This is a genomic window from Sporosarcina aquimarina, from assembly GCF_023715615.1.
In the GTDB taxonomy this organism is placed as follows: Bacteria; Bacillota; Bacilli; order Bacillales_A; family Planococcaceae; genus Sporosarcina; species Sporosarcina aquimarina_A.
Map to the genome: position 1 here is coordinate 1,103,824 of NZ_JAMBOM010000001.1, position 11,991 is coordinate 1,115,814.

General features: G+C 41.7%; 14 protein-coding genes. 13 read left to right on the forward strand and 1 reads right to left on the reverse strand.

Annotation, left to right across the window (positions count from 1 at the left end; all coding sequences use genetic code 11):
* Nucleotides 1-2: 2 nt before the first annotated feature.
* The 10 genes from M3197_RS05160 (at nucleotide 3) to M3197_RS05205 (ending at nucleotide 8,412) form a co-directional block, all read left to right on the forward strand.
* Nucleotides 3-1,115: a prephenate dehydrogenase gene (locus M3197_RS05160; RefSeq protein WP_251659288.1), complete on the forward strand. Its 1,113-nt coding sequence runs from the start codon at nucleotides 3-5 to the stop codon at nucleotides 1,113-1,115.
* Between the two features lie 14 nt (nucleotides 1,116-1,129).
* Nucleotides 1,130-2,437, forward strand: coding sequence for a 3-phosphoshikimate 1-carboxyvinyltransferase (gene aroA / locus M3197_RS05165; RefSeq protein WP_251659290.1), 1,308 nt, complete (start codon nucleotides 1,130-1,132; stop codon nucleotides 2,435-2,437).
* 39 nt (nucleotides 2,438-2,476) lie between these two features.
* Nucleotides 2,477-3,748 carry a tetratricopeptide repeat protein gene (locus tag M3197_RS05170; protein WP_251659292.1) on the forward strand — a complete coding sequence of 424 codons (1,272 nt, stop codon included), beginning with the start codon at nucleotides 2,477-2,479 and terminating at the stop codon, nucleotides 3,746-3,748.
* 1 nt (nucleotide 3,749) lies between these two features.
* Nucleotides 3,750-4,304: a ReoY family proteolytic degradation factor gene (locus tag M3197_RS05175; RefSeq protein ID WP_251659294.1), complete on the forward strand. Its 555-nt coding sequence runs from the start codon at nucleotides 3,750-3,752 to the stop codon at nucleotides 4,302-4,304.
* Nucleotides 4,305-4,353: 49 nt separating this feature from the next.
* Entirely contained in the window at nucleotides 4,354-4,800 is a 447-nt protein-coding gene (locus M3197_RS05180; protein ID WP_251659296.1) for a DUF2487 family protein, read from the forward strand.
* A 186-nt stretch (nucleotides 4,801-4,986) separates the two neighbouring features.
* Nucleotides 4,987-5,490 carry a Rieske (2Fe-2S) protein gene (locus M3197_RS05185; protein ID WP_251659298.1) on the forward strand — a complete coding sequence of 168 codons (504 nt, stop codon included), beginning with the start codon at nucleotides 4,987-4,989 and terminating at the stop codon, nucleotides 5,488-5,490.
* A gap of 22 nt (nucleotides 5,491-5,512) precedes the next feature.
* Nucleotides 5,513-6,187 carry a menaquinol-cytochrome c reductase cytochrome b subunit gene (gene qcrB / locus M3197_RS05190; RefSeq protein ID WP_025784873.1) on the forward strand — a complete coding sequence of 225 codons (675 nt, stop codon included), beginning with the start codon at nucleotides 5,513-5,515 and terminating at the stop codon, nucleotides 6,185-6,187.
* Nucleotides 6,188-6,227: 40 nt separating this feature from the next.
* Nucleotides 6,228-6,992 (forward strand): menaquinol-cytochrome c reductase cytochrome b/c subunit, encoded by a 765-nt coding sequence (locus M3197_RS05195; protein ID WP_251659300.1) that lies wholly within the window; start codon nucleotides 6,228-6,230, stop codon nucleotides 6,990-6,992.
* Nucleotides 6,993-7,064: 72 nt separating this feature from the next.
* Nucleotides 7,065-7,673 (forward strand): lipoprotein heptaprenylglyceryl N-acetyltransferase LhaT, encoded by a 609-nt coding sequence (lhaT, locus tag M3197_RS05200; RefSeq protein WP_251660104.1) that lies wholly within the window; start codon nucleotides 7,065-7,067, stop codon nucleotides 7,671-7,673.
* Between the two features lie 67 nt (nucleotides 7,674-7,740).
* On the forward strand, nucleotides 7,741-8,412 hold the full coding sequence (locus M3197_RS05205; protein WP_251659302.1) for a zinc metallopeptidase: 672 nt from the start codon (nucleotides 7,741-7,743) through the stop codon (nucleotides 8,410-8,412).
* Nucleotides 8,413-8,453: 41 nt separating this feature from the next.
* On the opposite strand, the gene M3197_RS05210 is transcribed toward M3197_RS05205, so the two are convergent.
* Nucleotides 8,454-9,326, reverse strand: a complete 873-nt coding sequence (locus tag M3197_RS05210; protein WP_251659304.1) for a YitT family protein — start codon at nucleotides 9,324-9,326, stop codon at nucleotides 8,454-8,456.
* Between the two features lie 104 nt (nucleotides 9,327-9,430).
* On the opposite strand from M3197_RS05210, the gene M3197_RS05215 reads away from it, so the two are divergent.
* The 3 genes from M3197_RS05215 (at nucleotide 9,431) to bshA (ending at nucleotide 11,990) form a co-directional block, all read left to right on the forward strand.
* On the forward strand, nucleotides 9,431-9,766 hold the full coding sequence (locus M3197_RS05215; protein WP_251659306.1) for a nucleotide pyrophosphohydrolase: 336 nt from the start codon (nucleotides 9,431-9,433) through the stop codon (nucleotides 9,764-9,766).
* A complete protein-coding gene (dapB, locus tag M3197_RS05220; protein WP_251659309.1) occupies nucleotides 9,766-10,563 on the forward strand; it encodes a 4-hydroxy-tetrahydrodipicolinate reductase in 798 nt (265 codons plus the stop codon). The genes M3197_RS05215 and dapB overlap by 1 nt, the downstream gene beginning before the upstream one ends.
* 290 nt (nucleotides 10,564-10,853) lie before the next feature.
* Complete coding sequence (gene bshA, locus M3197_RS05225) at nucleotides 10,854-11,990, forward strand: N-acetyl-alpha-D-glucosaminyl L-malate synthase BshA (RefSeq protein WP_251659310.1); 1,137 nt, start codon at nucleotides 10,854-10,856, stop codon at nucleotides 11,988-11,990.
* Nucleotide 11,991 lies beyond the last annotated feature (1 nt).

The window sequence follows — 11,991 nt, forward strand, 5'->3', positions numbered from 1 at the left end:
CTATGACAACTAACGTATCTATCATTGGGCTAGGGCTGATCGGTGGTTCCCTAGCGCTAGCGTTGAAACGAAATCCTGAAGTCGTAATTACAGGATTTGATCGTTCTTATAAATCGGCGGATGAAGCTTACCGAAGAGGCATAATTGACTCCGTCGCACCTTCTGTCAAATCGGCAGCAAAAGAAGCGGACTTCCTCATATTTGCTGTGCCTGTTGCGGCAACTGCGCAACTATTACAGGAGGCTGTTTCATGGGACATGAAACCGACTGTCATTGTTAGTGATACTGGAAGTACTAAACAACCAATCATGACTGCGGCAAAGGCGTTAATCGACAAAGGAGTCACCTTTATTGGAGGGCATCCGATGGCAGGATCCCATAAAAGTGGAATTTCTGCAGCAATCGAGCATCTTTTTGAGAATGCTTATTATGTGTTAACTCCCGAAGAGAGTTGTCATTCAGATGACCTTGAACGCATGAAAACACTGTTAACAGTGACACAAGGCAAAATAGCTGTGCTAGACGCATCAGAGCATGATCAGATGACTGCAGTAGTAAGTCACTTCCCTCATATAATCGCATCCTCTCTTGTGAACTTGCTTTCTCACCAAGAACAACGACAGCCTTTCGTTCGAAGACTTGCTGCTGGTGGTTTCCGAGATCTTACACGGATTGCATCTGCGGATCCGATTATGTGGCGGGATATCACTGTTCAGAACAAAGAGGAGTTAGTAGGTCAGCTAGATAGATGGCTAACTGAAATGCATACGGTTCGAGAAATGTTAACTGACAACGACCCTAGTTCAATTCAAAAATTTTTCGATGATGCAAAAAAGTTTCGCGACAATCTTCCATCAGTTACACAAGACGAAGTTCAAGGCGCTTTATATATGCAATTCGACCTTCATATAGATGTCCCTGATCATCCTGGAGTGATTTCTGAAATTACACGTATTTTGGCTTTAAAAGAGATTAGTTTGACAAACATTCGGATTGTCGAAACTCGGACTGATGTATATGGAATTCTCGTCATCAGCTTCCGTTCTGCAACGGAACGGAACGATGCTGCACAAGTACTTGAGAAAGAAACAGAGTACTCTATGCAAATACTTTGACGGAGGCGCTTTTTATGGAGAAAATAGATAGGATTACAGCTTCCTTTGAAGGAGGCTCATTGAATGGTACATTGCAAGTTCCTGGCGACAAATCGATTTCGCATCGTGCCGTCATGCTCGGTGCTATTGCAAAGGGTACAACGACTATTAGTGGTTTTCTTGCTGGTGAAGATTGTCTTTCTACAATCCGTATTTTCTCCCAGCTTGGAGTGAATATTGAAAGAAGTGGAACAAATGTAACCGTTAAAAGCCCAGGAATCACTGGTTGGAAAAATCCAGATGAGGCATTGGATGCTGGTAATTCAGGTACCACAGCTAGACTACTGCTAGGAATTCTCGCAGGATCGATGGTGACAGCTGAAATTACAGGTGATCAGTACTTATGTAAGCGACCGATGCGTCGTGTCACAACCCCATTGACTGAAATGAATGCTAAATTTGAGAGTAATCATGAAGCAGGTACTTTACCATTAACGGTGAAAGGTTCACATCTCAAAGCCATGTCTTATGAGATGCCTATTGCCAGCGCACAAGTAAAATCTGCTCTGTTATTTGCAGGTTTTTCAGCCGAGGGAACGACAGTTGTTACTGAAAAAGCTGTCTCGCGCGATCATACTGAACGGATGCTTCAACAGTTTGGAGCTAAGGTCCAAACCGAAGGAACCTCTGTGTCAATTGTTGGTGGACAGTCTCTGCAAGCTTGTGATGTGAAAGTGCCTGGTGACATTTCTTCTGCTGCCTTTTTTATGTGCGCAGCAGCAATGGTTCCGGGAAGTGCCATTACCTTTAAAGATGTTGGACTCAATCCAACTCGCACGGGGATTGTCGATGTATTGAAAGAGATGGGTGCTAGAGTGTCTATTGAGCAGGAGTTTGAAATGGAAGGCGAACCCTATGGAAAGCTTACAGTGGAATCGTCAGACTTACATGCGGTTGAAATTAGTGGTTCTCTAATACCCAGGCTGATTGATGAGTTACCTGTGATTGCTTTACTTGCAACTCAAGCAAAAGGCACAACGATTATTAAGGACGCTGAGGAACTTCGAGTGAAAGAGACAGACAGGATAGAAGCGGTTTGTTCTGAACTTCAAAAGCTAGGTGCATCCATTGAACCGACACCTGACGGAATGCGTGTTACAGGTCCAACTAAACTAAAGGGTGCAACACTTACCTCTCACGGTGATCATCGATTGGGAATGATGGGTGCCATTGCTTCACTAGTAACTGAAGGGCCAGTGCAGATTGAAGATGCTTCCTGTATAAATGTTTCCTATCCTGGATTTTTCGAACATCTTAATTCGTTGACCCAATCGAAACACTAATGGACTTATTGTATACAACGTGTTAAAAAAGGAGAAACTATGGAGCAAGTACAACAGTTAGAAAACATGATAATGAATGGCGATTTACAAGAGATTGAAGAAGTGGTTAAGCAACTGTCAAAAAGCACCGAGTTTGAAACGGTTTATGACTGTGCGACTCTTCTAATGGAATATGGTCTCGTTCCTCAGGCGGATCAGTTGTATGATACTTTACTTACTCATATGCCAGATGCGGGTCAATTAAAAATCGATCGAGCAGAAGCGATGATGGCATTAGGAAGAGAAGATGAGGCACTGTTACTCTTGACGGATATACAGAAAGAAGAAGAAGAGTATCTCCAAGCGCTGTTATTGCAAGCCGATTACTACCAAACACTTGGAATGGCAGAAGTTGCATTATCTAAAATTGATGAAGCGGCTGAGCTTGCACCAGAAGAGCCTGTCATTCGTTTTGCGAAAGCGGAACTTCTGCTTGAGAGTGGTAAATATTCAGAAGCTGTTCGTCTTTACTTGAAACTGAGAGAACGGGGATTCGATGAAGTTGGTGGCACTTCTCTTGAATCGCGAATTGCAGAAGCATACAGTGCAGGTGGTGCATATGAAGAAGCAGTTCCTTATTATGAATCTTTACTAAAGCATGGGAATGTACATCCTGACACGCTTTTTGGTGCTGCATATAGCCAATACCAAAGTGGAAACCCTCAACCAGCGTTGAACCATTTAGATCAGTTAATTGAGATGGATCCTGATTATTTTTCTGCATATATGTTGGCGGGGCAGGCAAGTCTATTACTTGATGAAAGTGAAAAAGCGCTCTCTTTCTTCAAAGAGGGAATACGCAGAGACGAGTTCGACAAAGAGCTCCATCTCGCAGCAGGTAAAATTGCACTGAAGCTAGGAATGCCTAATGATGCAGAGCACTATTTGGGAGATGCTCTAGCTTTAGATCCTGAGTACGTAGAAGCTCGAATTTCACTAGCTTCTTTGTTTGAACAACGAGAACAACATGATAACTTACTGGAACTTCTTCAAGATACATCTGAAGAACAGTTGGAAATCCCTTTATTAGCTGCATTCAAAGCGTATGCTGAGGAGAATCTAGAACGGTATGCGGAGGCATACGATTCTTACGTTCAGGCATACACTGGCATGAAGGAAGATCCGGAATTTCTAGAAAGATACGCTAAATTTCTACTAGAAGAAGGGAAACGACCAGAAGCGATGACCATTATAAAGGAACTGGTGGTGCTTGTACCGGATCATCCTGAATGGACATCATTTCTAGAGGATCAGGAAGAAGAGGAGGCGTAAGATGGAAGCCATGATTCCTGTCGCTGCCAAAAAGGATTTCATTAGGTGGTTTTTAAAGCGCTATCGTTTAAAGCGCCGGGAATGTGTCTGGATTTTGAATTACTTATTAAGCCATGAGAAGATTTTGAGAAATGTTCATTTTACAGACGACGCGCATTTTTGTCCGCGAGCGATGGTGATTTCGACAACTGACTCGAATGGTGTGCCTTTCAGATTTTACAAAGGGAGTCTAATGACAACAGATGCGGAGAAATCGTTTCATGATTTGCGTTTACATCCGGATGAAAAAATGTTCATTCAGCTTAACTTCCTTAAGAGTAACAGTTCGCCCCATTACGCTAGTGTGCTTGAAGAGAATCCGTATTTTCCAATGGATCAGCAAGTCAGCGAGCGGGATCGACAGATTGCTCAGCAGTTATTAAATGAAAGTGTAACAACGATGACTAAAGAAACATTGATGAAGTATGTAGATGAAGCCCTTGATGCAAATGATGAGCAACAATTTTTGGCTTTATCAGCAATGTTGAACGAGTTGAAAGTATTTGAAGAGAAATGACTCCATCTTATGTGATGGAGTCATTCTTCTCTAGGAAAGGTAGGATACAATGAATTGGAACGCTTCAGATATGAACTTGTTTTTGCAACAAAAAGAGTACATAGATACATTGGTCGTCCCACTTATAAAAGTAGAGACAGTTGAAGAGAGAATGAAAGCCAGTGCATCTTCAACTGACTTTCTTATGAATTTAGTAGACTATATTGAATTGCAGTTCAAAGGAAGGATCATGGTGGCACCTCCTTTTGCGTACACACCTTCAATGGACGTTCATCAATTCGGTGAAGTGATTTCAACAGACTTGACTAAATCCCCATTTAAACACATCTTTTTTATTACAACGGATTCTGCATGGACAAGCATTGACATCCAAGAAAAAGTGTTATGGTTGCCTTCCATTCCGATTGAAAATATGGATGATCGGTTAAAACAATCTATTTTAGAAGACCAATTAAAGCAACTATTACCGCGGTTTACGGAAGAATGGATAAAATAGGTAATATGTAGAAGGATTTGTGAATTATAACTGAGAAAAATTCATGATTTGTTCACAAACAGAAAACGCATTTAAATGCAACGTTGAATTTCAAGTGGTGGTAGGATATTATAGATATGTCCTAGTATTAACAATTAGCAAAAGTATGTCCGTTGGACTGACTTTGGAGTAAGAGGAGGGAAATGAATGAGCAGCAAAGTGTCTAGACGCCAATTCCTTAACTACACATTGATGGGTGTCGGCGGATTCATGGTCTCAGCAGCTGCAATGCCGATGATTCGCTTTGCAATTGACCCGGTTTTAGCATCAGCAGATGGTGGAGATTTTGTCCCAACTGACCAAAAAGCGGATGATGTAACTGAAACGCCTGTCCGAGTCGATTTTACCATTAAAGATCGAAAAGATGCTTGGTACAAATCAGACGTTTCAAACACTGCTTGGGTCTATAAAGATGGCGATAAAATTATCGCGTTATCCCCTGTTTGTAAACACTTGGGTTGTACAGTGAACTGGGCAGGCGATGATACCCACCCTAATGAGTATTTCTGTCCTTGTCATGGTGGTCGCTATGAGAAGAACGGAAAGAACGTTCCTGGCACTCCGCCAACTGGTCCACTTGATCAGTATGAAGTTGAAGTTGTTGACGGTCTCGTCCACCTCGGTAAAACAATGCCGAACACACTAGTCTAAATAGTCAGGGGGTACAATCAAAGTGATGAACAAAATTTATGATTGGGTCGATGAACGGCTTGATATCACACCGATTTGGCGCGATATCGCTGATCATGAAGTACCTGAACACGTAAACCCCGCACATCATTTTTCTGCATTCATCTATTGTTTCGGAGGATTGACATTCTTCGTAACGGTAATCCAAATTCTATCTGGTATGTTTCTTACAATGTATTACACACCGGATATTGAAAATGCTTGGAAATCCGTTTATTATCTTCAAAATGAAGTGGCATACGGAGAAATCGTGCGTGGTATGCACCACTGGGGAGCTTCTCTCGTAATTGTAATGATGTTCTTACATACATTACGTGTATTCTTTACAGGTGCTTATAAGAAACCTCGTGAATTGAACTGGGTTGTCGGCGTTCTATTATTCGTTGTCATCTTAGGTCTTGGATTCACTGGATACTTATTGCCATGGGATATGAAAGCTTTATTTGCTACAAAAGTAGGAATTGAGATTGCAGGTTCTGTTCCGTTTATAGGTGAGTGGATTAAAATCCTTCTTGCAGGTGATGCAACGATCTTAGGAGCACAAACGCTAACGCGATTCTTTGCGATCCACGTATTCTTCCTGCCTGCAGCACTTCTTGGATTGCTTGCAGCACACTTTATCATGATCAGAAGACAGGGTATTTCCGGACCATTGTAAAATACGGAAATCTTTGATTTCTCACTAAGGAGGGAACAAGATGCAGCACGGAAAAGGTATGAAATTTGTTGGAGATTCACGAATTAAAACGAATAGAATGTCCAACACACCTAAAGACTATTCCGAATATCCGGGTAAAACGGAAGCCTTCTGGCCAAACTTCCTCTTGAAAGAGTGGATGATTGGTGCAATCTTCTTAACCGGGTATTTGATAATTACATTAGCGCATCCATCGCCGCTTGAGCGTCAAGCGGATCCAACGGATACGACATACATTCCTCTTCCAGACTGGTATTTCCTATTTATGTATCAGTTGCTGAAGTATGAATTTGCGTCAGGTCCATTTAACGTAATTGGAGCAATTGTTGTTCCAGGACTAGCAGTTGGTGCACTGATGCTCGTTCCGTTCATGGATACTTCGAAAGAGCGTCGTCCTTGGAAACGTCCGTTGCCAACAGGATTCATGCTTCTTGCATTTGCGGCTATTTTCTATCTAACATGGGAATCTGTAGTGAACCATGACTGGGAAAAAGCAGCAGCTCAAGGAGCTATCGTTGAAGAAGTTGAATTTGATACAGAAGCTGAAGGTTACAAAATCTATCAAGGTTCAAGCTGTATCAATTGTCACGGTGATCAGTTCCAAGGCGGATTGGGTCTTCCGTTAACGGATACTGGACTTGCACCAGAAGAAATTGAAAAAATCGCTCATGACGGTATTGGCACAATGCCAGCTGGTCAATGGGAAGGTTCCGATGAAGACTTGGCGACAATGGCGGAGTTCATCTCGAATCTAGGAAAAGAATAACTTTAAGGAGTCAGGAAACTGACTCCTTTTTTTTACATATAAATGGATTCTGGAATGTTTGGAGAGATGGCTATGCAATTAGCACGAACTTGGATACGAATGATTCTGTTCAACAAATCGTTCCTATGGATTTTATTGTTTATCAATATCATTGGAACGGTTTACGGGTATGATTGGTACATGTGGCAACTTGAAATTACAGAGCCAATCTATTGGATATTCGTTCCTGATAGCCCGACTGCTAGTTTGTTTTTCTGCTTTGTAATCATCGGTTGGTTATTGAATACGAACTTCAAGTTGTTTGAAGCTCTGGCCCTAATTACTCTTGTGAAATATGGAGTATGGGCTGTAGTTATGAATCTGCTGACATTGAACGAAGTAGGCACAATTGGTCCTGCTGGATGGATGCTCGTCATATCTCATGGGGCGATGGCGCTTCAAGGAGTATTGTATTGGAATAAGTATAAGTTCGGTATGATTTCGATATTTATAGCCGCTGTTTGGACGTTGCATAATGATGTGATCGATTATGTCTTTGGACAGATGCCGATCTATGGAGACTTGATGAAGATGATGGATACCATCGGCTACTTCACGTTCTGGCTATCCATTGCTTGTATTTTACTAACGGTATGGAATTGGAAGCGTCGTCATAAAATTGTAACAGAGCCAATCCATTAAGTATCTTAAAAGTTGCGAGTCACTTTCAAGCACATTAAAATAGGGAGTAGGGAAAGGGTGAGGACCGTTGAATTTCTTAGTGTATTTAGGCATCATAATTTTGTTGCCATTGTATGCACAGTTCAAAGTAAAAAGTACGTATAACAAGTATTCAAAAGTTCGTTCAACATCTGGAATGACAGGTGCACAAGTCGCTCGTCTAATCTTGGACCACAATGGCCTACAAGATGTAAAAGTTGTAGAAACTCAAGGAGTTTTAAGTGATCATTACAATCCTGTAACTAAAATTGTTGCATTATCGAGTCAAAACTATCACGAGGCATCTGTTGCTGGAACAGCTGTAGCCGCTCACGAGGTCGGTCACGCCATCCAAGACAAGGAAGCTTATGCGTTCCTTAAATTTAGACATCGCCTCGCTCCTGTAGCTGGAATCACTTCTAATGCAAGCTGGTTCTTTATAATGGCGGGTCTGATTTTCTCAAGCATGAACAGTTTACTGGGTATTGGTATTATCATGATGGCAGTTGGAGTAGTATTCCAGATTGTCACGCTTCCAGTAGAGTTCAATGCCTCGAGTAGAGCGATGACCCAAATAGTTGAGCTAGGGATCATTCGAAACGAAGAAGAACCCCATGCGAAAAAAGTTTTAAGTGCAGCCGCAATGACATACGTTGCAGCAGCTGCTGTGGCGGTACTTGAATTGCTACGTCTTGTAACAATTTTCTTAAACCGTGACTAAACAAAAAAATGCCCACGCTGAAATTTAGCGTAGGGCATTTTTTATCTTGGAATCGGTTGTTTCTTATCGTCTAACGTAAAGCCTTCTCCCATCACATCATGGACGTCTGAAACGGAGACAAAGGCATGTGGGTCAATGGAGGTGATAATATTTTTCATCCTCATAATTTCGTTCTTTGCGATGACGCAGTACAAAATACTGCGATCCGCTTTTGTGAAGTGGCCATATCCTTTGAACACAGTCACTCCACGATCCATCTCAAGGGCAATCTTCGTTGCAATCGCATCTTGATGGTCCGAGATGATGAACGCCCCTCTTGCGGCGTATGCACCTTCTTGTACAAAGTCAATGACTCGCGCACCGACAAATAATGCTACAAGCGTGTACATCACTGAACGATGATCGAGATAGACATACCAAGAGACTAGAATAACGACAGCGTCAAACATAAACATCGTTTTCCCAATGCTCCATCCCCAATGGATTTGAGCGAGACGTGCGATAATGTCTACACCACCTGTAGTACCTCCGAATCTGAAAATGATTCCAAGGCCAACACCGATAAAGATACCTGCGAATAATGATACGAGGAACATGTCCCCTTCGAGGTGGATATCAATCTGATACTTCATGAATACCTTGAGAAAAACAGAAACGGCAATTGTCCCCACGACGGTATAAGTAAATATCCGTTTTCCGAGCATGCGCCATCCGATGATGAACATAGGAACGTTAAGTACTAAGTTCATAATCGCAGGATCCCATTTGAAAGCGAAAAACAGAATTAGTGTAATCCCTGTAAAACCGCCTTCAGCTAACTCGTTTTGAATATTGAAATGAACGAGTCCAAAGCTGAAAATGGCAGCTCCGAGTACAATGAAAAACAAATTTTTTAACTTTATGTCCTTGAACATCTCATCACTCTCCTAAAAGCACTAGTGTTATTATCAGCCATCCAATATATTTTGACAATAGGAAGATGAATGAATACGATAAGGAAAGAAAGGTGTGAGCGACAATGAGTGAATTGAAAACAATGAAAGCGATGCAAGATGAGGTGGATGCATACATTTCAAGCTTTAAAGAAGGATACTTTCCGCCAATGGAGCTCATAGCCCGTTTGACAGAAGAATTAGGTGAGTTATCACGGGAAGTTCAGCATGTACATGGCATGAAGAAAAAAAAGAGTTCTGAAATGCCGAGTACGTTAACTGAAGAGACAGGTGATTTGTTATTTGTACTCATTTGCTTTGCGAACGCTCAAGGGATTGAGTTGACGGAGGCGTTAGATGCCGTTCTTAATAAGTTTAAAACGCGTGACGCAGACCGCTGGACTAAAAAGGAGGAAATCTAATGACAATCCGTGTCGCAATTGCAGGAGCCCGTGGGCGAATGGGAAGCACTGCAGCAACAGCAATAACTGAAGCTCCAGATATGGAATTTGTTGGAGCTCTTGACTATAAATATGATGGTTGGTACATAAATGAGGGGACACTTAATGAGTATTCACCTGGAGTCCGAGTATATACATCTATCGCTGAACTAGCAGAAGTTGAGAGACCTGATGTACTCCTCGATTTAACGGATCCAGAAGCAGTCTTTCCGAATGCTCAAAAAGCGTTGACTCTGGGCATACGGCCTGTTATTGGAACATCAGGTTTGACACTAGAAGAAATTGATCAATTGAAAATGTTGAGTGAGCAAAATGGATTATCTTGTATTTTAGCTCCTAACTTCTCGATTGGAGCAGTTTTGATGATGAAATTTGCTGCACAAGCCGCTCACTATCTAGGGGATGTTGAAATTATTGAAATGCATCATGACCGAAAGTTGGATGCTCCTTCAGGGACTGCAGCTAAAACAGCGGATATGATTTCGAAAGTAAGGACACCGCACCTACAGGGTCATCCAGACGAACAAGTGAACGCTTATGGTGCAAGAGGGGCTGATGTTCAAGGGATGAAGATCCACAGTGTCCGTTTGCCTGGATTACTTGCACACCAGCAAGTGTTGCTAGGTGGTGAAGGGGAGTTATTATCCATACGTCACGATTCGTTCGACCGAAAAAGCTTCATGCCAGGCGTTCTCCTTGCCGTGAGTGAGTCTATGAGTCAACATCAATTTATCAATGGGCTAGAAGAACTTATCTAAACACGTTGGACAAAAAAGTGTGATGGAACCTAATATTGTAGTCGTTAGTAGGAAATGTTGTAGCAGAGAAATACTTATGCCAGTGATATTGAAGCATTTGAGCATAAGTTGGTGTCCATTATTTTGGCGAATGGCCTGGAACTAGGGGAAGTCGAACTCGAACTCGAACTCTAGGTGGGTTGATGAGCTTAAAATTCAACTTCTTCGAAAACAGTCGATTGCAGCAATAAATAAGGACCTAGACAATTGCATAAAACGTAATGAAATCTTAATAAGTAAGGGATGATGGGATGGAACGATTAAAAATAGGTGTCATATGCTATCCATCCTTAGGAGGATCCGGAGTAGTAGCTACTGAACTCGCTATTAAAATGGCGGGAAAAGGCCATGAAATTCACTTTATAACGTCAAGCCTTCCGTTTAGATATAACGAACCTCATGAGAATATCCACTTCCATGAGGTAAGAATCGATGGATATGCAGTATTCAAGTATCCTCCATATGACATCGCTCTCGCAAATCGAATTGGTCAAGTCGTTGAAGAGCACCAGTTAGATTTGCTTCATGTTCATTATGCGGTTCCGCATGCAGTCTCAGCAGTGTTGGCGAAAGACATGATCCAATCGGATATCGGTATTATTACGACGTTACATGGCACGGATGTGACGATTCTAGGACACGATCCTGCACTTCGCAATACAGTTAAATATGGAATTGATAAGTCTAATATTACAACAGCGGTTTCTGATTCGCTTCGTATAGAAACTATAGAGTTAATAGAGCCTACTAATGATATTAAAACCATTTATAACTTCATCGATGAAGATACGTACCATCCTGTTGAATGTGGATCTTTACGTGAGGACTTCGATATTAAGAAGGATGAAAAAGTAGTCATTCATATATCGAATTTTAGAAGCGTCAAGAGAATTCCAGATCTGATTCGTGCATTTGCGAAGATTGTAGAAAAAGTTCCCGCCAAACTTTTATTAGTTGGAGAAGGTCCTGAGGTTCCAAGAATTCGTAGGCTGGTGGACATGCTTGGCGTTACTGAGAAAGTAATTTTTACAGGGAAACGTGATGACTTGCCAAAACTTTTATCATTCAGTGATGTCATGGTTCTTCCTTCTGAAAAAGAGGCATTCGGACTGGTGTTATTAGAAGGGTTTGCATGTGGGGTTCCTGCAGTCGGTACAAATGCAGGAGGAATTCCTGAAGTAATCGAAGATGGAGTTAATGGTCATATAGTACCTATAGGTGACCCGAATGCGATTGCAGAAAAAACGCTACGTATTTTGAGTGACGGCGATGTTCATCAAAAGATGAAAGAGAACGCGTTGAAAACTGTAAAAGGGAAGTTCGCATCTGACACTATCGTCGCACAATATGAAAAGCTTTATTATGACTTGCAAAAGAAGGAATGCTAAT

Coding starts and splice junctions, on each gene's coding strand:
- M3197_RS05160 (WP_251659288.1), top strand. CDS start 3: ATGACAACTAACGTATCTATCATTGGGCTAGGGCTGATCGGTGGTTCC.
- aroA (WP_251659290.1), top strand. CDS start 1,130: ATGGAGAAAATAGATAGGATTACAGCTTCCTTTGAAGGAGGCTCATTG.
- M3197_RS05170 (WP_251659292.1), top strand. CDS start 2,477: ATGGAGCAAGTACAACAGTTAGAAAACATGATAATGAATGGCGATTTA.
- M3197_RS05175 (WP_251659294.1), top strand. CDS start 3,750: ATGGAAGCCATGATTCCTGTCGCTGCCAAAAAGGATTTCATTAGGTGG.
- M3197_RS05180 (WP_251659296.1), top strand. CDS start 4,354: ATGAATTGGAACGCTTCAGATATGAACTTGTTTTTGCAACAAAAAGAG.
- M3197_RS05185 (WP_251659298.1), top strand. CDS start 4,987: ATGAGCAGCAAAGTGTCTAGACGCCAATTCCTTAACTACACATTGATG.
- M3197_RS05195 (WP_251659300.1), top strand. CDS start 6,228: ATGCAGCACGGAAAAGGTATGAAATTTGTTGGAGATTCACGAATTAAA.
- lhaT (WP_251660104.1), top strand. CDS start 7,065: ATGCAATTAGCACGAACTTGGATACGAATGATTCTGTTCAACAAATCG.
- M3197_RS05210 (WP_251659304.1), bottom strand. CDS start 9,326: ATGTTCAAGGACATAAAGTTAAAAAATTTGTTTTTCATTGTACTCGGA.
- M3197_RS05215 (WP_251659306.1), top strand. CDS start 9,431: ATGAGTGAATTGAAAACAATGAAAGCGATGCAAGATGAGGTGGATGCA.
- dapB (WP_251659309.1), top strand. CDS start 9,766: ATGACAATCCGTGTCGCAATTGCAGGAGCCCGTGGGCGAATGGGAAGC.
- bshA (WP_251659310.1), top strand. CDS start 10,854: ATGGAACGATTAAAAATAGGTGTCATATGCTATCCATCCTTAGGAGGA.